Here is an 18,924-nt window from a genome sequence, read left to right as displayed (position 1 = left end):
TCGCTCACTTCAGGATGTGGGTCATCTGCGGGTCGAAGAGCGGCTCTTCGGCGACGGTCGCGGTCGTCCTCTCGCCGAAGTAGGCGATGCGGACGGGGGTGCCGGGAGCGAGTGGCGGCAGCCAGGCGTACGCGACGCAGCGGCCGAGGGTGTAGCCGTAACCGGCGCTGGTGACGTACCCGGCGGGGCGCCCGTCGACGTACACCGGCTCCTTGCCCAGGACTACGGCGGCGGGGTCGTCGAGAGTGAGGGCGGTGAGTTTACGGGCCGGCTCACCGAGCGCGTCGAGTTCGAGCAGCGCCGCGCGGCCGGTGAAGTCACCCTTGTTCATGCGGACGGCGAAGCCGAGGCCGGCTTCGTACGGGTTGTGCTCGGCGGTCATGTCGTGGCCCCAGGCCCGGTAACCCTTTTCCAGGCGCAGGCTGTTGAAGGCCGAGCGCCCGGCCGCGACGACGCCGTGCCGCTGCCCGGCCTCCCAGAGGGTGTCCCAGAGCCTGAGCCCCAGGTCGGCGGTGGTGTAGAGCTCCCAGCCGAGCTCACCGACGTAACTCAGGCGCATCGCCGTGACCGGGACATGGCCGATGTGCGTCTGCCGGGCCTTGAAGTAGCCGAGGCCCTGGTGGGACAGGTCGTCACGGGTGAGCGGCTGGACCAGGTCGCGGGCGAGCGGGCCCCAGACGCCGATGCAGCACGTGCCCGCGGTGATGTCGCGGATCTGTACGTCGTCGGGGGCATGCCGCAGCAACAGGTCCAGGTCGGCGGGCGAGTTGGCCCCGATCTGGAAGTGGTGCTCGGCGAGGCGGGCGACGGTGAGGTCGGAGAGGATGCCCGCTGCCTCGTCGAGGAGCAGCGTGTACGTAACGGAACCCGGCTTCCTGGCCACGTTGTTGGTGGTCGTCCGCTGGAGGAAGTCCAGGGCGCCGGGCCCGGTGACTTCGAGACGCCGCAGCGGCGTCATGTCGTACAGGGCGACGTTCTCGCGCGTCGCCTTCGCCTCGGCGGCGGCGATGGGAGACCAGTGCGTGGCGGACCAGTCGTCACGGGTGGGGAGCGTGATCGTCCCGGCGAGGGGGGCGTTGGCGTCGTACCAGTGCGGGCGTTCCCAACCGCCGCCCTCCAGGAAGTGGGCGCCGAGCTGGAGCTGGCGGGCGTAGAAGGGACTGACGCGCAGGGGGCGGGCCTGCTCGGGCGGCTGGAGCGGATGGATGATGTCGTACACCTCGACGAACTGCCGCGCCGCCCGTTCCTCGACGTACGCCGGTGAGCGCTGCGCGGTCTCGAAGCGCGTCAGCTCGCATTCGTGCAGGTCGATGGAGGGTCGGCCCTCGGTCATCCACTCGGCGAGCGCCTTGGCGACCCCGGCGGAGTGGGTGACCCAGACGGCTTCCGCCAGCCAGAAGCCCCGCAGTTCGCGGGTCTCGCCGAGGACGGGCATGCCGTCGGGAGTGAAGGAGAAGACGCCGTTGAAGCCCTCGTCGACGCGGGTGGCGGCGAGGGCGGGCAGCAGGGCTTTCGCGTCTTCCCAGCTGGGCGCGAAATCGTCCTCGGTGAAGGGGTACGAGGAGGGCATGACGGGGGCGTCGTCGTAGCGCGGGACGGTGAACGGGTCGACGGGCAGGGGCCGGTGGGCGTACGAGCCGATGCCGATGCGGTCGGCGTGCTCGCGGAAGTACAGGTCACGGTCCTGGTGGCGGAGGATGGGCCGGGTGGCTTCCCGCCCGGCGTACGCGAGTTCATCCAGCGGGGTCGTCCGCGCGTACTGGTGGGCGAGCGGCAGCAGCGGGATGTCCACGCCCGCCATGCGCCCGATCACCGGCCCCCAGAAACCGGCTGCCGAGACCACATGATCGGCGGGGATGGTGCCCTGGTCGGTGACGACTCCGGTGACCCGGCCGCCGCGCTGCTCGATGCCGGTGACGGTCGTACGGTCGAGGAAGCGGGCGCCGCGCGCGGTGGCCCGCTCCATTTGCGCGCGGGAGGCGGGCAGGGCGCGGGCCAGGCCGTCGCCCGGGGTGTGGAAGCCGCCGAGCACGAGCTCCGGGGCGAGGAAAGGCCACAGTTTGCCGCACTCGTCGGGGCCGACGACTTCGCCCTCGATGCCCCAGGAGGCGGCGAGTCCGGCCCTGCGGTGGAGTTCGGCGAGGCGGGCCGGGGTGGTGGCGACTTCGAGTCCGCCGACCGGGTCGAAGCAGGCCTGGCCGTCCCGCGTCCGCAGCGCACTGAACTTATCGACGGTGTAACCGGCCATGTCGGTGAGGCACTTGGACGCGTTGGTACGGAAAACGAGCCCCGGCGCGTGCGAGGTGGAGCCGCCCGGGGCTGGCAGCGGCCCCTGTTCGACGACGGTTACGTCGGTCCAGCCACGGGCGGTGAGTTCGTCGGCGAGCGAGCAGCCGACGATGCCCGCGCCGATGACAACCACGCGCGGAACGGCTCTTACCGGCGTCGTCATCAGAGCACCACCACCGAGCGCAGCACTTCGCCGCGCCGCATCCTGGCGAAGGCCTCCTCGACGTCGTCCAGGCCGATCGTCTCGCTGACGAACGCGCCGAGGTCGAGCTTGCGGCTGAGGTACTGGTCGATGAGGATCGGGAAGTCCCTGCTGGGCAGACAGTCGCCGTACCAGGACGACTTGAGGGCGCCGCCGCGCGAGAAGAGATCGATCAGCGGGATGTCGAGCCGCATGTCCGGTTCGGGGACGCCGACTTGGACGAGCACCCCGGCGTGGTCGCGCATGTAGAACGCCTGGCGGTACGTCTCGGGGCGGCCCACCGCGTCGATGGCGACGTCGACACCGAAGCCGCCGGTGAGTTCGCGTACGGCCTCGATCGCGTCCGTGCCACGGGAGTTGACGGTGTGGGTGGCGCCGAAGCGGGTGGCGCCGTCGAGCTTGGCGTCGTCGATGTCGACGGCGATGACGCGGCGGGCTCCGGCGAGCGCGGCTCCGGCGATGGCGGCGTTGCCGACGCCGCCGCAGCCGATGACGGCGGCGGTGTCGCCGCGGCCGACCCCGCCGGTGTTGACGGCGGCTCCGTACCCGGCCATGACGCCGCAGCCGATGAGGCCGGCGGCCTCGGGGCGGGCGGCGGGGCTGACCTTCACGGCCTGGCCGGCGGCGACGAGGGTCTTCTCGGCGAAGGCGCCGATACCGAGGGCGGGGGTGAGCGGGGTGCCGTCGATCAGCGTCATCGGCCGGGTGGCGTTGAGGCTGTCGAAGCAGTACCAGGGGCGGCCGCGTCGGCAGGAACGGCAGTCGCCGCAGGGCGCGCGCCAGGCGATGACGACGTAGTCGCCGATGGTCAGGTCACTCACGCCCTCGCCGACGGCCTCGACCGTGCCGGCGGCCTCATGGCCGAGCAGGAAGGGGAAGTCGTCGTTGATCGCCCCCTCCCGGTAGTGCAGATCGGTGTGGCAGACCCCGCAGGCCTGGACGCCGATCAGGACCTCTCCCGGGCCGGGGTCGGGGACGGTGATCGTCTGTATCTCCACGGGTGCGCCCCTCTTGGTGGCGACGACCGCACGGACCTCATGAGGCACGATCCGACCCCTCTCTTGTTGCGCATTGCACGACTGGTTGCGCGATGAGAGACATAGTGGGAACGCGATCGAGGGCCCGTCAAGGGGGAGTCGGGACGGAGGCCGCACTCGGAAATCCAATCCGGCCAGAATCAAGCCCCTCCGGCGATTGAGGAGCGGGGCCCGGGTCAGCGCCCCGGTTCGGGAAGGGGCGCGGTGGGGAAAAGCCCCGCCAGGGGTGACGGCCGACAGGGGTGACGCCGCGTCACGTCCGGTACCCCATCCGGTACGACAGCTCACCCGCCGCGTCGACCGCCAGCTTCGCCAGCTCCACCAGCCGCGCCTCACCCATCCGGTACACCGGCCCCGACACGCTGACGGCTCCGATCACCTTCCCGTCGTGGGCCCGCACGGGCGCCGCGACCGCGCTCAGCCCGACCTCCATCTCCTCGGCCACGACGGCGTACCCCTCGGACGAGATCTCCGCAAGCTGCTCCCGCAACCCGGCGGCCGAGGTCACGGTGCGCTCCGTGAACCTCGGCAGCCGGCGGGCCAGGAAGATCTCCTGCATCGCCGTCGGCAGCCCCGCGAGCAGCACCTTCCCGCTGGACGTGGCATGCAGTGGAGTACGCCGGCCGAGCCAGTTCTGCGCGGTGACGGACGCCGCGCCGCGCGCCTGCATCACGTTGACCGCCGCGTCGTCGTCGAGGACGGCGATGTTGACCGTCTCGCCCGCCTCGTCGGCGAGTTCCCGCACGACGGGGGCGCTCTCCTGCGAGATGTCCAGCCGCCCGGCGGCGGCGCCCGCGAGTCTGAGCACCCCGGCGCCCAGGTAGTACTTGCCCCGGTCCTTCGCCTGCCCGACCAGACCGCGGTTCTCCAGCACGCCGAGCAGCCGGAACGCGGTCGACTTGTGCACGTCCAGCTCGTCGGCGATCTCCGTGACCCCTGCCTCGCCGAGCCTCGCCAGAATCTCCAGCACACTCACCGCGCGGTCCACCGACTGAACGGAACTCGCGCCTCCCTTGGCCCGCTTCGCCTCGTCGGGCTCCTCGGGCTTCTCCGTTTTGAGTGTGTTGCCCTTGCTCGCCATGTGTCCGCTCTCACCACCTGGCGGCCGGTTCACGGCCGTCTTCGAAGGGGGCCTTGACGCAGCGGCCCCCGATCCGGATTCTGTTCCGCATCTGTTGCGCATCACGCGCTTCGATGCGCCATCTGGAACATCATGTTACCGAAGAGCGAACTCTGGGGGCTCTGGTGATTCCTGTCTGCCACCTCGACGACCTGCCCGAGGGCGAGTCCGTCCGTCTCTCCACCGAGCCGCCGATCGCCGTGTTCCGCACCGAGGGCGCGCTCTACGCGATCGACGACACCTGCTCCCACCAGGACGCCTCACTGTCGGAGGGCTGGCTGGAGGGATGCTTCGTCGAATGCCCGCTGCACGCCGCCAACTTCGACCTGCGCACCGGGCAGCCCACCTGCCTGCCCGCCCGCCGCCCGGTCCGCACCCACCGGGTCTCGGTCGACGACGGCGGCTTCGTCCACGTCCTGGTGGCAGCCGAGGCCGAAGCGGCCACCAGGGAAGGAAGCGCCGCGTGAAGACGATCGCCGTCGTGGGCGCCTCGCTCGCCGGGCTGTACGCGGCACGGGCCCTGCGCACCGAGGGGTACGACGGCAGGCTGGTGATCATCGGCGACGAGATCCACCGGCCGTACGACCGGCCTCCGCTCTCCAAGGAGTTCCTGACCGGCGCCATGGACGAGGACCAACTCGCCCTGTCCGACGCCGAGGAGGAGGCGGAACTGGACGCCGAGTGGCTGCTCGGCGTACGCGCCCAAGGACTCGACCCCAGGGGGCGCACCCTCCGCCTGGACAGCGGACGTACGGTCACCGCCGACGGCGTGGTCATCGCCACCGGAGCCACCCCGCGCCGGCTGCCTGGCGCCGCCGCGCCGAGCGGCGTACACACCCTGCGGACCCTCGACGACGCGCGGACGCTGCGCACCGTACTGACCGGGCGGCAGCCGGTACGTGTCGTGGTCGTCGGCGGGGGCTTCATCGGCTCCGAGGTCGCCTCCTCCTGCGTCGCGCTCGGCCATCACGTGACCGTCGTGGAGGCCGCGCCACTGCCACTCCTGCCCCAACTCGGCGAAGCCATGGCGAGGGTCTGCGCCTCGCTGCACGCCGACCGGGGAGCCCGGCTCGTGACCGGCACCGGAGTCGCCGCTCTGCGCGGTGCCGGCGCGGTGACCGGCGTACAGCTCACCGACGGCCGCCTCCTGCCCGCCGACGTGGTCGTCGTCGGCATCGGCGCCGTACCGAGCACCCACTGGCTGAAAGGCTCGGCGCTCGCCCTCGACGACGGCGTGCTGTGCGACGACGGTGGTGTCACCACACTGCCGCAGGTGGTCGCGGTGGGCGACGTGGCGCGGGTGGGCGGCACCCGCGCCGAACACTGGACCGGCGCGACCGAGCAGCCCTCCGTAGCCGTACGCAACCTGCTCGCGGGGCGCACGGTCGAGACGGCCGGCGCGCTGCCGTACTTCTGGTCCGACCAGTACGGCGTACGCATCCAGTTCGCCGGCCGCCGGCTGCCGGACAGCACCGCGCGGATCACCGACGGCTCACCCGAGGAGCGCAGCTTCCTCGCCGTCTACGAGCGCCCCGACGGCACCGCCACCGGCGCCCTCGCCCTGAACCGCCCACGCGCTTTCATGCGGTTGCGACGGGAACTCACCTCACGCGTACCGGCAGGACACGGAAGCCGTTCACGGCTGTGACCACAGCCCGCCGCCCCGCTCCCCTGTGTGGTCGGGGAGCGGGGCGGCGGTCGGTGAGCAGGTCAGATACTGCCCAGCCGTTCCAGGGGGAACGGCGGTCTGGCCAGTGGACCTACGGCGAGCCGGGTCAGCGACAGGACGTTGTCGTCGCCTGCCGTGCGGTTGGCGTGGAGTACGCCGCAACCGGTGCAGCGGTGGACGAGCACCCACTCGCCGTCCCCGCGCACGGAGATGGCGAGCGGCTCCATCCGGGCACCGCAGTCGGCCGCCCGGTCGCCCGGGGAGTCGTCGAGGTGACGGCTCCACAGGCAGTTCGGGCAGTGATTGCGGTGGCTGGTGCCCACTGCGGCCATGGGTACGTCGAGGCCGCAGTTGAGGCAGCGGAAGGACTGGGCGCGCACTTCGGTGCGCGCCCGCCTGGAGGTGTTGCGGGTGTCACGGGTCTTGTGAGACATCGTTGGAGAGGACTCCTGCTGTGATGCGTGGAAGGGCGGTCGGCTCGAACGCCGTCTCGCATCAAGGGAGCTCGTACCGGGTCAGCGGCGCCTGGCAGGCGTCGCCGGTGCGGAAGACCTTCCTCGGTCGCGAGAACGGTTCCGCTGGGCCCGGGGCATACAACACCACCTTTGTCTTCAGGTCAGGACCCTCCGATCAAACCTCCGCGCCCGTGTCCGGGCAACCGGTTTTCCGTGGGCATGATCGCCGGACTCGCGTGCCGGACCAGCTCCAGCGCCTGCTGGGGGAACCAGACGCCCGCCTTCGGGTCGAGCGTGCCGCGCTCGGGGTCCTTGGGGCCCTTCGTGCCGCGCAGGCACTCGCCGTCCGACTCCCCCGGGGTCTTGATCCACAGGTTGGCGTCGTTGAGCGGGTCACCGGTGCGCGTGGTGGGACGGGCGCCGAGGCCGCGTCCCGGCGGGTTGCACCAGTCCTGCGCGTCGCGGTACTTGCCGGCGGGCGGGGTCCACGGGCCCTGGCCGTTACGGCTGGTGTCGGTGACGAAGTGCTTCATACGGTCCGGGGAGAGACCCACCTGCCGGTCCAGCCAGCGCTGGGCGTCGGCACGCTTCCACTTCTGGGTGGGGCAGGCGGAGGCCTTCCCGCCCTTGTCGACGTATGCGAGGCAGGACGAGATGAGCTTGCCGTACCAGGCGTTGGCAGCGTCGGTGCTGTAGTTGGACACGTTCACGGCGAAGCCCGTGGCGCGCCCGATCCCGCCCTTGACCAGCCGGGGCACGATGCTGTCCACGGTGTGCCAGGCGGGGTGCCCGGCATCGACGTACACCTTCGTGCGGGGCAGCGCGCCGAGCGTGGTGACGGCGTCGGAGACCTGGTCGTAGCGTGCGGCGGTCGCGGCGGCCCTGGCCGCCTCGGTGTCCTTCGCGTCCTTCTTCTTGTCCTTCTTGTCCTTCTTGTCCTTCGCGTCGCCACTCGGACAGTCGGCCGGGATCAGCGCCAGCGCGTCCGGTTCTACGACGACAAGCGCGCGGCTGTCGCCGATGCCCTCCGCCACCGCGCCGACCCAGGCCCGGTACGCGGCGGTGTCGCGCAGGCCGCCCGCCGAGTACAGGGAGCAGTCGCGGCCGGGCACGTTGTAGAGCACCAGCGTGGGCGTCGCCTTGCGCCGGGCGGCGTCGCGGACGACGCCGCGCGTCTCGTCGCGGACCTCGTCCGGGGTGCGCCCGGCGAGCCAGACGGCGTGCGGGGTACGGGCCATGGCCCGCAGTCCGGCGGCCTCGCGCGGCTGCTTGGCGCCCTCGAGCTCGTCGGCCTGACGGTACGCCGCCGGGTTGGCGTCGGGGGCGTAGAGGCTGGTGGAGGCGGCGTCGACCGGGTCTTCGGTGGCGGTGGCGGGCGGCGCGCCGAGAAGCAACGCCGAGGCCAGGCCGGTGGTCAGGGTGAGGGGAAGGGCGGTACGGAGGATCGGTCTTCTGTTGCGCACAGGTTCACTCCTGGGTCGCGGGCGGCGACGGCTGTGGGAGCGCTCCCACAGCCCGCGCGGCCCCGTCGAATTCGGTGGTCCAAGGCGTGTCCGGCGAAACCGGGGCTCCACCCCGCCCGCCGGCCCGCAGTGCGTCCGGGGGTGGCCGCCTCTACGCGTGGCGCAGGCCGCCCGACCGGGGCACCGCGGTGCATATGAGGAGGAAGAGGCCCGCCCCGACGGCGTACCAGAGCAGGTCGGGAGCGTTGAAGGTCGAGCCGAGCACCAGCCGCGCGAGGACGCTGCGCTCGGCCAGTTCGGCGGGTACGCCGGTGAGCTGGACGCATTCGATCGCCCAGCTCAGAGCGAGAGCGACACCGGCGGCCCACGGCGGACGGGTCCGGGGTGCGAGCAGCAACACGAGCGTGCACAAGAGGACGGTGTAGAGCGCGTCCCCCGCGTACTTGGCGAAATCGCCACCCGCCACAGCCCGGACGCCGAGCCCCGCACACAGCGTCGAGCCCGCCGCCACGGCCGCGAGAACGCGGGTCCGGGCGCGGGCTCGGTGCAGTGGGTCACTCACGGCGGACACTGTACGTCCATACCACCGTCAGGCGACGGAACCTATCCGTCCGGCCGGTGCCTGAGGACCCTCATGGTGGATCGGGGTGTGCGCGCCGGTCAGGGACACGCCGCTGCCGCCGCGCCGCGCCGCGACGATCTCCGCGGCGATCGACAGAGCCGTCTCCTCGGGCGTACGCGCGCCGAGGTCGAGGCCGATGGGGCTGCGCAGGCGGGCGAGTTCGAGCTCGGTGACGCCGACATCGCGCAGCCGCGTGTTGCGGTCCTCGTGAGTGCGCCGGGAGCCCATCGCGCCGACGTACGCGACCGGCAGACGCAGGGCGTGCTTCAGCAGGGGCACGTCGAACTTCGCGTCGTGGGTGAGGACGCAGAGCACCGTACGGCCGTCGGTCTCGGTCGACTCCAGGTAGCGGTGCGGCCACTCGACGACGATCTCGTCGGCCTCGGGGAAGCGTGCGGCGGTGGCGAAGACGGGGCGGGCGTCGCACACGGTGACGTGGTAGTTCAGGAATTTGCCGACGCGCACCAGCGCGGAGGCGAAGTCGATGGCGCCGAAGACGATCATGCGGGGCGCCGGGACGCTCGACTCGACGAGGAGCGTCAGCGGGCGGCCGCAGCGTGAGCCGTCCTCGCCGATGAGGACGGTGCCGGTCCGTCCGGCGTCGAGCATGGCGCGGGCCTCGCCCGCCGCCGTACGGTCCAGTTCGGGGTGCCCTCCCAGGGCGCCCTCGTACGAACCGTCGGCGCGGACGAGCAGAGCGCGGCCCATGACTTCGGCCGGCCCGTCGGTGATCCGCGCGACCGCCGCCGCATCCCCACGTGCGGCGGTGGCCAGCGCTGCCGCGAACACCTCCCCGCCGGGAGAGTCCGCGCGTACCGGAGTGACGAGTATGTCGATCACGCCGCCGCAGGTCAGACCCACGGCGAACGCGTCCTCGTCGCTGTAGCCGAAGCTCTCCAGGACGGTCTCGCCGTCCTCCAGAGCCTGCTGGCACAGTTCGTAGACCGCGCCCTCCACACACCCGCCGGAGACAGAGCCGATCGCCGTGCCTTCGGAGTCGACCGCGAGGGCCGCTCCCGGCTGCCGGGGCGAGCTGCCGTGCGTGGCCACGACCGTGGCGACGGCGAAGTCGCGTCCCTGCTCGACCCACCGGTTGAGCTCTTCGGCGATGTCCAGCATGACTGTCTCCTTACGAGGTGTGGAGGGCGGGCTCGGAGGGCTATCCGACGCCCAGCCAGGACTCGATGGGGTGAATCGCGAAGTACACGACGAAGATCGCGGTCAGACCCCACATGAAGGCGCCCACTTCGCGGGCCTTGCCCTGCGCCACCTTGATGACGACCCAGGAGATGACACCGGCAGCCACACCCGTGGTGATGGTGTAGGTGAACGGCATCAGGACCACGGTCAGGAACACCGGGATCGCGGTGGCGCGGTCGCTCCAGTCGACGTGCCTGGCGTTCTGCATCATCATCGCGCCGATGACGACCAGGGCCGCGGAGGCGACTTCGGCCGGCACGATCGCGGTGAGCGGGGTGAAGAAGAGGCAGGCTGCGAAGAACGCGCCGGTGACCACGGAGGAGAGACCCGTACGGGCGCCCTCGCCCACGCCGGTGGCCGACTCGACGAAGACCGTCTGGCCGGACGCACCGCCGACACCACCGATGACACCGCCGGCGCCGTCGATGAAGAGCGCCTTGGACAGGCCCGGCATGCGGCCCTTGTCGTCGGCGAGCTTGGCCTCGCTGCCGACACCGATGATGGTGGCCATGGCGTCGAAGAAGCCGGCCAGCACCAGGGTGAAGACGATCATGGTGACGGTGATGTAGCCGACTTCTCCGAAGCCGCTGAAGGACACTTCGCCGAACAATGAGAAGTCCGGGGTGGAGACCGCACTGCCACCCAGCTCAGGGGCGCCCGAGGACCAGGCCTTGCCCGGGATGCCGACGACCGCGTTGATGACCACCGCGACAACGGTGCCCACGACGATCCCGATGAGGATGGCGCCGGGAATGTTGCGGGCCTGCAGCGCGAAGATCAGCAGCAGGGTGACTGCGAAGATCAGTACGGGCCAGCCGGCCAGCTCTCCGGCCGGGCCGAGGGTCACGGGGCCGCCACCAAGGGCCGGGTTCTCGTGCACGAAGCCGGCCTTGACCAGGCCGATCAGCGCGATGAAGAGGCCGATGCCCATGGTGATGCCGTGCTTGAGCGCGAGCGGGATCGCGTTCATGATCAGCTCACGCAGGCCGGTGAGCACCAGGAGGCAGATCACCGCACCGTAGGCCACACACATGGCCATGGCCTGCGGCCAGGTCATCACCTGGATGACCTGAGAGGCGAGCACACCGGAGACGCTGAGACCGGCCGCGAGGGCGAGCGGGACCTTGCCCCAGAAGCCCATGAGCAGGGTGGTCACAGCGGCGGCGATAGCAGTCGCGGTGATGAGGGCGGGCTGGCTGAGGCTGTTGCCGGCCACGTCCTTGCCGTTGAGGATCAGCGGGTTGAGCAGGAGGATGTACGCCATCGCCATGAAGGTGGTGATGCCGCCGCGAACCTCGGTCGCGACCGTGGATCCTCTGTCGGTTATGTGGAAGTACCGGTCGAGCCAGGACCGGCCGGCGGGCTGGCGCGTTCCCGCGCCGGCGTCCTCCGCCGTGGTCGTCGGCTCTGTGGACTGCTGGGTCATGGTGCCTGTCTCCCAAGGTTCAAAGGGGCACCCGCATGGAGATTGGAAACGCGGGATTTGGGATGCTGCGTTGGCTGCACGACCCGGGGGACGGCCCGAGACGAACTGGGGCAAAACTGGCTGAGCGGAAAAGCGGGGTACTGCGGGTACTGCCAGAACCGCGAGCGGTGCGGTACTTGGAGACCCCGGGCGGTGTCAGGCGGGGGAAGTGTGACGTTCCTTGGAGGCACGGCACCGCCCGGGGAGCTTCAGTTGGAACTCGGGTGACTCAGGTGCCCGTGAGGTGCTCGGGGCGTACCGGGGTCCTGTTGAGTTCCAGACCCGTCGCGTTCCGGATCGCCGCGAGGACGGCCGGAGTCGACGAGAGAGTGGGGGCCTCGCCGATGCCACGCAGACCGTACGGCGCGTTCTCATCGGCGAGCTCGAGTACGTCGACGGGGATCGTCGGCGTGTCGAGGATGGTGGGGATCAGGTAGTCCGTGAAGGAGGGGTTGCGCACCTTCGCGGTCTTCGGGTCGACGATGATCTCTTCCATGACCGCGACGCCCAGGCCCTGGGTGGTTCCACCCTGGATCTGGCCGACGACGGACAGCGGGTTGAGCGCCTTGCCGACGTCCTGCGCGCAGGCCAGCTCGATGACCTTGACCAGGCCGAGCTCGGTGTCGACCTCCACGACCGCGCGGTGCGCGGCGAAGGAGTACTGGACGTGGCCGTTGCCCTGTCCCGTACGCAGGTCGAACGCCTCGGTCGGGCGGTGACGCCACTCGAGTTCCAGGTCGACCGACTCGCCTTCGAGTACGTCGACCAGGTCGGCCAGCACCTCTCCGCCGTCGGTGACGACCTTGCCGCCTTCGAGCAGCAGCTCGGCCGTCGCCCAGGCCGGGTGGTACGAGCCGAACTTGGCCCGTCCGATCTCCAGGACCTTCTCGCGGACGTTCTCGCAGGTGTTCTTGACCGCGCCACCCGTGACGTACGTCTGGCGGGACGCGGACGTGGAGCCCGCCGAGCCGACCTGGGTGTCCGCCGGGTGGATCGTCACCTGCGTGACACCCAGCTCGGTACGGGCGATCTGCGCGTGGACGGTGACACCGCCCTGGCCGACCTCCGCCATCGCGGTGTGCACGGTCGCGACCGGCTCACCGTTGATGACCTCCATGCGCACCCGCGCGGTCGAGTAGTCGTCGAAGCCCTCGGAGAAGCCGACGTTCTTTATGCCGACCGCGTAGCCGATGCCGCGTACGACACCTTCGCCGTGCGTGGTGTTCGACAGACCGCCGGGCAGCGCGCGTACGTCGGCCTGCTCGCCGGCCGCCAGCCACTGCTGCTCGGGCGGCAACGGCATGGCCTTGATGCGGCGCAGCAGCTCGGCGACGGGCGCCGGGGAGTCGCACGGCTGGCCGGTCGGCAGGAGCGTGCCCTGCTCCATGGCGTTGATCTGGCGGAACTTCACCGGGTCGATGTCCAGCTTCGCCGCGAGCTTGTCCATCTGCGCCTCGTACGCGAAGCACGCCTGGACCGCGCCGAAGCCGCGCATGGCGCCGCAGGGCGGGTTGTTCGTGTAGAGCGCGATGGCCTCGATGTCGACGTCCTCGACGACGTACGGGCCGACGGAGAGCGACGACGCGTTGCCGACGACCGCCGGGGAGGCCGACGCGTAGGCGCCGCCGTCCAGGACGATCCGGCACTTCATGTGCGTGAGCTTGCCGTCCTTGGTCGCGCCGTGCTCGTACCAGAGCTTCGCCGGGTGGCGGTGGACGTGACCGAAGAAGGACTCGAACCGGTTGTAGACGATCTTGACCGGCTTGCCCGTACGCAGCGCCAGCAGGCAGGCGTGGATCTGCATCGAGATGTCCTCGCGACCGCCGAAGGCACCGCCGACGCCGGAGAGCGTCATGCGCACCTTCTCCTCGGGCAGGCCGAGGACGGGGGCGATCTGCTTGAGGTCCGAGTGCAGCCACTGGGTGGCGACGTACAGGTCGACGCCGCCGTCCTCGCCGGGTACGGCCATGCCGGACTCGGGGCCGAGGAAGGCCTGGTCCTGCATACCGAAGACGTACTCGCCGGAGACGATGACGTCGGCGCGCTTGGCGGCCTCGTCGGCGTCGCCGCGGATGATCGGCTGGCGGTGCACGATGTTCGGGTGCGGGACGTGACCGATGTGGTGGTCGTCGCGGCCTTCGTGGATCAGCAGCGCGTCGGGCGCGGTCGCCGAGGCCTCGTCGGTGATGACGGGGAGCTCGACGTAGTCGATCTTGATCTTGGCGGCGGCGCGGCGGGCCGTCTCCGGGTGGTCGGCGGCGACGATGGCCACCGGCTCACCGTGGTGGCGGACCTTGCCGTTGGCGAGAACCGGGGTGTCCTGGATCTCCAGGCCGTAGTTCTTCACCTCGGTGGGCAGGTCGTCGTACGTCAGCACGGCGTAGACGCCGGGCATGGCCAGGGCCTCGGACGTGTCGATCGACCGGATCTCGGCGTGCGCGGTGGTGGAGCGCAGCGTGTGGCCCCAGAGCATGTCCTCGTGCCACATGTCCGAGGAGTACGCGAACTCGCCGGTGACCTTCAGGGTGCCGTCGGGGCGGAGCGTGGACTCGCCGATGCCGCCCTTGGTCTTCGTGCCCTGGTTGATGTTGGTGGGGGTACCGGTAACACCCATGATCAGACCTGCTCTTCCTGGCGCTCCTGGCGAGCGGCGGCAAGGCGCACCGCGTCCAGGATCTTCTCGTAACCGGTGCAGCGGCACAGGTTGCCCGAGAGCGCCTCGCGGATGTCTCCGTCGGACGGCTCGGCGTTGCGCTCAAGGAGCTCGTCGGCGGCGACCAGCAGACCCGGCGTGCAGAAACCGCACTGCACCGCGCCGGCGTCGATGAACGCCTGCTGGATGGGGGCCAGCTCCTCGCCCTCACCGGTCTGCGAGTCGGTCCCCTTGGCCTGCCACTGCTGGGCTTCCTGGAGGGACGTACCACCGGAGCCGCAGGCACCGCCGGCGCAGCCCTCTTCGCGCTGCTTGGCGAAGTCGGCGAGGCCCTCGACCGTGACGACCTCGCGGCCTTCGACCTGGCCGGCGGCGACGAGGCACGCACACACAGGGAGGCCGTCGAGGCGGACCGTACAGGAGCCGCACTCGCCCTGCTCGCACGCGTTCTTGGAGCCCGGCAGGCCCATGCGCTCGCGCAGGACGTAAAGCAGGCTCTCGCCCTCCCAGACGTCGTCCGCTTCCTGCTTACGGCCGTTGACCGTGAAATTCACGCGCATTGCTATGCAGCTCCTTCAAGCGTGCGGCCGGTGCCGCGGTACTGCTCCCAGGTCCAGCCCAGCGTGCGGCGGGCCATGATGCCGACCGCGTGGCGGCGGTACTTCGCGGTGCCGCGCACGTCGTCGATCGGGTTGCAGGCGCCGGACGCGAGGTCCGCGAACTGCTTGGCGACCGACGGGGTGATGATCTTGCCGCTCTCCCAGAACCCGCCCTCTTCGAGCGCGGCGTTCAGGAAGTCCTCGGCGGCGCGGGCCCGCAGCGGGGTCGGGGCGGCCGAGCCGATGCCCGTCTTCACCGTGCGGGTCTCCGGGTGCAGCGCGATACCGAACGCGCAGACCGCGATGACCATGGCGTTACGGGTACCCACCTTGGAGAACTGCTGCGGCCCGTCGGCCTTCTTGATGTGGACGCGCTTGATCAGCTCGTCCGGCTCCAGCGCGTTGCGCTTCACCCCGGTGTAGAACTCCTCGACCGGAATGAGGCGCGTACCGCGCACCGACTCGGCCTCGACCTCGGCGCCCGCGGACAGCAGGGCCGGGTGCGAGTCACCGGCCGGGGAAGCGGCACCGAGGTTTCCGCCGACCGAGCCGCGGTTGCGGATCTGGGGCGATCCGACGGTGTGTGCGGCGAGCGCGAGGCCCGGCAGTTCGGCCCGCAGGTGGTCCATGATCTGGGTGTACGGGACGGAAGCGCCGAGCTGTACGGTCTCCTCGCCCACCTCCCACTCGCGCAGTTCGCCGATGCGGTTCAGGTCCAGGAGGTACTCGGGGCGGCGGTGGTCGAAGTTGATCTCGACCATGACATCTGTGCCGCCCGCGATGGGCACAGCCGTGGGGTGCTCGGCCTTGGCGGCGAGCGCCTCCTCCCAGCTGGCGGGGCGAAGGAAGTCCATGAGGCTCTCTTCTTCTCAATCGGGTGGTTCGCGTATCGCGGGGGCTGGAGACGGCCAACCGCCTGCTGTCGGCCTGATCGTTCTAAGCCGTTTGGGCCGTTCGGGCGTTCATCTTCTGTTCACGTGGCTTGGCCCAAGTACACCGCCGGGGCTCCGCCTGGTGCAGTCACCGAAACCATGAAGGAGTTGGCTGGTGACTGCTCACGTCTTGTAGATTCGAACGAAAGGCGGTGCTCAGCAACCCCACGGCTTTCCTTTGGAAACCACAATCACAGCCCGCTGGGACCACAAACACACTCCATCCACACCAAGAGACAGATCGGCGGCGAACACCCATGCGGCTGCGCGCACTGCTTGAGACCGACGCGCTGGGCCTGCGGCTGCTCGGCGGCGAGGACGAGCTCGACCGCACTGTGCGTGGTGTGATGACCACGGACCTGCGGGATCCCAGCCGCTATCTGGCCGGCGGCGAGCTGGTACTCACCGGCCTCGCGTGGCGTCGTACCGCCGAGGACTCCGAGCCGTTCGTACGCATCCTGGCGAGCGCGGGTGTCGCCGGGCTCGCGGCGGGCGAGGCGGAGCTGGGCGCGATCCCGAACGACCTGGTCGAGGCGTGCGTACGCCACCGGCTGCCGCTCTTCGCGGTCGGCGAGGCCGTCGCCTTCGCCAGCATCACCGAGCACGTGGTACGCCAGGTGTCCGGCGAACGGGCCGGTGACCTGGCCGCGGTCGTGGACCGGCACCGCAGGCTGATGACGTCGGGCCCGGCGGGCGGCGGCCCCGAGGTGGTGCTCGACCTGCTCACGTCCGACCTGGACCTGCGCGCCTGGGTGCTGTCGCCCACCGGCCGCCAGATCGCGGGCGCCGGCGACCCGCTGCCACCGGCCGTGGGACCCGTTCTCGCGGGCGAGCACCTGGCCGCGAGCCGCACGGGGCGCAGAGCGCCGCACCGGGCCGCCGTGCGGGGCACGACGTACTCGCTGTTCCCGATCAGGAGCGCGGGACGTGGCGCCGCCGCGGCTTCGCGCGACGTACGCGAGAGCGTGCTCTCGGACTGGCTGCTGGCCGTGGAGGCGGACGCGGGCGACTGGCCCGCCGCCCGTCTGGACCTGCTCCAGGGCGTGACGCAGCTGATCGCCGTCGAACGCGACCGGCGTGACGCGGCCCGTACGGTACGCCGCCGACTCGCCCAGGAGGTCCTGGAGCTGGTGCAGACGGGCGCGGCTCCCGCCGAGATCGCGGCCCGCCTGCGGGTCGCCGCACCGGTACTGCTGCCGGGCCTCGGCTCGGCACCGCACTGGCAGGTGGTCGTGGCGCGCGTCGACTGGCTGGAGGGGAGCCCGGGCGGCTCGGGCGGTACCGGCGGCCCGACCGCGGCGATCCAGGCCGGACCGGTCGCACAGACGCTGCTGGAGGAAATACTGGTCGACCCGGCGGTGGCCGGTTCCGACTCCTCGGACCGGATCGCGGTGGCGCACGCGGGCGACGAGGCGATCGCGCTCGTACCGCTGCCGGCGGTAGCCGTGGAGGGAACCGGCGACGGGGACGAACCGGAGGGCGCGTCGGTCTCCAGGATCGGCCTGCACGCCGACGTACTCCTGGAGGCGGTGCGCGAGCCGCTCTCGGGCGGCCTCGCCGACGACGGGCGCCTGACACTCGGTGTCAGCGCGGCCGTGCACTCGGCGGAGGGGCTGCGCGGGGCACTGGAGGAGGCCCGGCACGCGCGCCGGGTGGCGGCGGCACGCCCCGGACGGGTCTGCGCGGCGGGCCACCACGAGCTGGCGTCGCACGTGCTGCTGCTGCCGTTCGTGCCGGACGATGTGCGCCGGGCGTTCACCGCGCGGCTGCTCGACCCGTTGCGGGACTACGACCGGCGGCACCGCGCCGAGCTGATCCCCACGCTCGAAGCGTTCCTCGACTGCGACGGTTCCTGGACACGCTGCGCGGCCCGGCTGCATCTGCACGTGAACACCCTGCGCTACAGAGTCGGCCGGATCGAGCAACTGACAGGCCGTGACCTGTCGCGTCTCGAGGACAAGCTGGACTTCTTCCTCGCGCTGAGGATGAGCTAGGCCTGGGACCGGTCTGGGCTTGGGGCCGCTGCGCGGGGCTTTCCCCAAGGGGTTGCCCGGCGGGGACGGGTTGCTGAGCGCGGCCATTGAGCCGCGCCGCGCCCAGCAAAACCCAGCCCGACCGACCGTCCGACCGTTTGAGGACGCCCCCGGAGGCCATACCCGGGAGCCTCGAGGGCTGCCCCCAGTTTCGGGAAGGGGCGGGGCGGGGAAGGACCCAACTGGCCGGCGACCGGCCGATTGTGAATTCGTTCACCTGAGCTCTTGGCCCGGAGTGCCATTCCGTGCTGAGATTCGCCCACTACGCACGACCGATACTCACAGCTCAATGACGTGCTGCTCGGGGAGGGCAATGTGGCGCATACCGCCATGTCTGGTTCTGGAACGACCGCAGGGGACGGAAGCCCACTCCAGACCGCGGTATGGCGGCTGCGCTCGCGCGGCTGCTGGACCGACGCCGCGGCCCTGCTCGAACCACATGGGGGTGCCGCCGCGACCCCTGCGGCCGCACTCCAGCGGGCGTCACTGCTCGTAGAGCGCTGCCTGTTCACGGAGCGGGGCTGGGCCGAGGCGGAGGACGCCCTGCGTACGGCGGAGGCGGTCGCCCAGAGCGACGACGAGCGGGGCGCGGCGGCGTGCGAGCGCGGCCAGCTGGCGTACGCGTCGACGGTCCTCGGCGCCCGCGACCGCGCCGACGAGGCACGCTCCGCGCTGGGCAGAGCGGCGGCGCTGCTCGCGCCGGCGGCTCCCGGCCGCCCACTCCTCGACTTCCGGCGCGGCCTGATCGCCGAGCACATCTCCGACTCCCCGCAGTCGGCCCGCGCCGCGTACCGTCGCGCCCACGCGGGCGCGACGGCCCATGGCGAGACGCTCCTGCTCTCGTTCACCTGGCGCCATCTGGCCGGACTCTCCCTGCGCGAGGGCGAGTTGGCGGACGCCAGGCACGGCTTCGCGGAGTCACTGCGGATACGGGAGGAACTGGGCTACCTGGTGGGCACGGCCCCGGCCCTGGCAGCCCTGGCCGACGCGGAACCGGAACCGGAGGCAACCCGCCTGCGCGCGGAGGCGGGCCGCCTGTTCCGCCTGCTGGACGGCGTACCGACGTGGCTGGCGGCGCAGCTGACACCGTCCGCGGCGGTGTAGGGCAGGCCGCCGAGCGCCCTCCCGCCTCGCGATCCACGGTGGCGGGAGGGGACGTGTCGGGGCGCTCCCCGCAGGGTGTCG

At 71.2% G+C, this 18,924-nt stretch carries 15 protein-coding genes; 4 read left to right on the top strand and 11 right to left on the bottom strand.

From position 1 onward, the window contains the following. Window positions 1-4: 4 nt before the first annotated feature. From AC1P0E_RS27155 to AC1P0E_RS27145, 3 genes are all read right to left on the bottom strand, one after another. On the bottom strand, window positions 5-2,452 hold the full coding sequence (locus AC1P0E_RS27155) for a GcvT family protein (RefSeq protein ID WP_482744731.1): 2,448 nt from the start codon (window positions 2,450-2,452) through the stop codon (window positions 5-7). Continuing rightward, window positions 2,452-3,537: an S-(hydroxymethyl)mycothiol dehydrogenase gene (locus tag AC1P0E_RS27150; RefSeq protein WP_482744730.1), complete on the bottom strand. Its 1,086-nt coding sequence runs from the start codon at window positions 3,535-3,537 to the stop codon at window positions 2,452-2,454. The genes AC1P0E_RS27155 and AC1P0E_RS27150 overlap by 1 nt, the downstream gene beginning before the upstream one ends. Before the next feature lie 244 nt (window positions 3,538-3,781). After that, window positions 3,782-4,609, bottom strand: coding sequence for an IclR family transcriptional regulator (locus tag AC1P0E_RS27145; RefSeq protein ID WP_482744729.1), 828 nt, complete (start codon window positions 4,607-4,609; stop codon window positions 3,782-3,784). Between the two features lie 164 nt (window positions 4,610-4,773). Between AC1P0E_RS27145 and AC1P0E_RS27140 the strand changes: the two genes are divergently transcribed. Further along, entirely contained in the window at window positions 4,774-5,115 is a 342-nt protein-coding gene (locus AC1P0E_RS27140; protein ID WP_482744728.1) for a bifunctional 3-phenylpropionate/cinnamic acid dioxygenase ferredoxin subunit, read from the top strand. Further along, on the top strand, window positions 5,112-6,296 hold the full coding sequence (locus AC1P0E_RS27135) for an NAD(P)/FAD-dependent oxidoreductase (protein WP_482744727.1): 1,185 nt from the start codon (window positions 5,112-5,114) through the stop codon (window positions 6,294-6,296). The genes AC1P0E_RS27140 and AC1P0E_RS27135 overlap by 4 nt, the downstream gene beginning before the upstream one ends. Before the next feature lie 62 nt (window positions 6,297-6,358). Here the strand turns inward: AC1P0E_RS27135 and AC1P0E_RS27130 are convergent, their stop codons facing one another. The 8 genes from AC1P0E_RS27130 to AC1P0E_RS27095 all read right to left on the bottom strand — a co-directional run bounded on the left by AC1P0E_RS27130 (window position 6,359) and on the right by AC1P0E_RS27095 (window position 15,628). After that, on the bottom strand, window positions 6,359-6,751 hold the full coding sequence (locus AC1P0E_RS27130; protein ID WP_482744726.1) for an RNHCP domain-containing protein: 393 nt from the start codon (window positions 6,749-6,751) through the stop codon (window positions 6,359-6,361). 182 nt (window positions 6,752-6,933) lie between these two features. After that, window positions 6,934-8,235 carry a glycoside hydrolase family 6 protein gene (locus AC1P0E_RS27125; RefSeq protein ID WP_482744725.1) on the bottom strand — a complete coding sequence of 434 codons (1,302 nt, stop codon included), beginning with the start codon at window positions 8,233-8,235 and terminating at the stop codon, window positions 6,934-6,936. 151 nt (window positions 8,236-8,386) lie between these two features. Then, complete coding sequence (locus AC1P0E_RS27120; protein WP_482744724.1) at window positions 8,387-8,797, bottom strand: ribosomal maturation YjgA family protein; 411 nt, start codon at window positions 8,795-8,797, stop codon at window positions 8,387-8,389. A 27-nt stretch (window positions 8,798-8,824) separates the two neighbouring features. Then, the gene (locus AC1P0E_RS27115; RefSeq protein ID WP_482744723.1) at window positions 8,825-9,976 is read right to left on the bottom strand and encodes an XdhC family protein; all 1,152 of its coding nucleotides are present in this window, start codon (window positions 9,974-9,976) and stop codon (window positions 8,825-8,827) included. 40 nt (window positions 9,977-10,016) lie between these two features. Then, on the bottom strand, window positions 10,017-11,483 hold the full coding sequence (locus AC1P0E_RS27110) for an NCS2 family permease (RefSeq protein ID WP_482744722.1): 1,467 nt from the start codon (window positions 11,481-11,483) through the stop codon (window positions 10,017-10,019). Window positions 11,484-11,751: 268 nt separating this feature from the next. Then, window positions 11,752-14,136 (bottom strand): xanthine dehydrogenase family protein molybdopterin-binding subunit, encoded by a 2,385-nt coding sequence (locus AC1P0E_RS27105; RefSeq protein WP_482744721.1) that lies wholly within the window; start codon window positions 14,134-14,136, stop codon window positions 11,752-11,754. Window positions 14,137-14,138: 2 nt separating this feature from the next. Next, window positions 14,139-14,735 (bottom strand): (2Fe-2S)-binding protein, encoded by a 597-nt coding sequence (locus AC1P0E_RS27100; RefSeq protein WP_482744720.1) that lies wholly within the window; start codon window positions 14,733-14,735, stop codon window positions 14,139-14,141. 2 nt (window positions 14,736-14,737) lie between these two features. Next, on the bottom strand, window positions 14,738-15,628 hold the full coding sequence (locus tag AC1P0E_RS27095) for an FAD binding domain-containing protein (protein WP_482744719.1): 891 nt from the start codon (window positions 15,626-15,628) through the stop codon (window positions 14,738-14,740). 335 nt (window positions 15,629-15,963) lie between these two features. Between AC1P0E_RS27095 and AC1P0E_RS27090 the strand changes: the two genes are divergently transcribed. Beyond that, a complete protein-coding gene (locus tag AC1P0E_RS27090) occupies window positions 15,964-17,700 on the top strand; it encodes a PucR family transcriptional regulator (RefSeq protein WP_482744718.1) in 1,737 nt (578 codons plus the stop codon). A gap of 369 nt (window positions 17,701-18,069) precedes the next feature. After that, window positions 18,070-18,843 (top strand): hypothetical protein, encoded by a 774-nt coding sequence (locus tag AC1P0E_RS27085; protein ID WP_482744717.1) that lies wholly within the window; start codon window positions 18,070-18,072, stop codon window positions 18,841-18,843. The last annotated feature ends 81 nt before the right edge of the window (window positions 18,844-18,924 follow it).

It is taken from the genome of Streptomyces sp. TRD_SC_5, from assembly GCF_056836825.1.
The sequence above is the reverse complement of the archived record's forward strand: the minus strand, read 5'-3'. Positions and strand labels throughout refer to the sequence as shown.

Bases quoted from the DNA above. Each gene is read 5' to 3' on its own strand.
- AC1P0E_RS27155 (WP_482744731.1), bottom strand. From the start codon at position 2,452: ATGACGACGCCGGTAAGAGCCGTTCCGCGCGTGGTTGTCATCGGCGCG.
- AC1P0E_RS27145 (WP_482744729.1), bottom strand. From the start codon at position 4,609: ATGGCGAGCAAGGGCAACACACTCAAAACGGAGAAGCCCGAGGAGCCC.
- AC1P0E_RS27130 (WP_482744726.1), bottom strand. From the start codon at position 6,751: ATGTCTCACAAGACCCGTGACACCCGCAACACCTCCAGGCGGGCGCGC.
- AC1P0E_RS27115 (WP_482744723.1), bottom strand. From the start codon at position 9,976: ATGCTGGACATCGCCGAAGAGCTCAACCGGTGGGTCGAGCAGGGACGC.
- AC1P0E_RS27110 (WP_482744722.1), bottom strand. From the start codon at position 11,483: ATGACCCAGCAGTCCACAGAGCCGACGACCACGGCGGAGGACGCCGGC.
- AC1P0E_RS27105 (WP_482744721.1), bottom strand. From the start codon at position 14,136: ATGGGTGTTACCGGTACCCCCACCAACATCAACCAGGGCACGAAGACC.
- AC1P0E_RS27100 (WP_482744720.1), bottom strand. From the start codon at position 14,735: ATGCGCGTGAATTTCACGGTCAACGGCCGTAAGCAGGAAGCGGACGAC.
- AC1P0E_RS27095 (WP_482744719.1), bottom strand. From the start codon at position 15,628: ATGGACTTCCTTCGCCCCGCCAGCTGGGAGGAGGCGCTCGCCGCCAAG.
- AC1P0E_RS27090 (WP_482744718.1), top strand. From the start codon at position 15,964: ATGCGGCTGCGCGCACTGCTTGAGACCGACGCGCTGGGCCTGCGGCTG.
- AC1P0E_RS27085 (WP_482744717.1), top strand. From the start codon at position 18,070: ATGTCTGGTTCTGGAACGACCGCAGGGGACGGAAGCCCACTCCAGACC.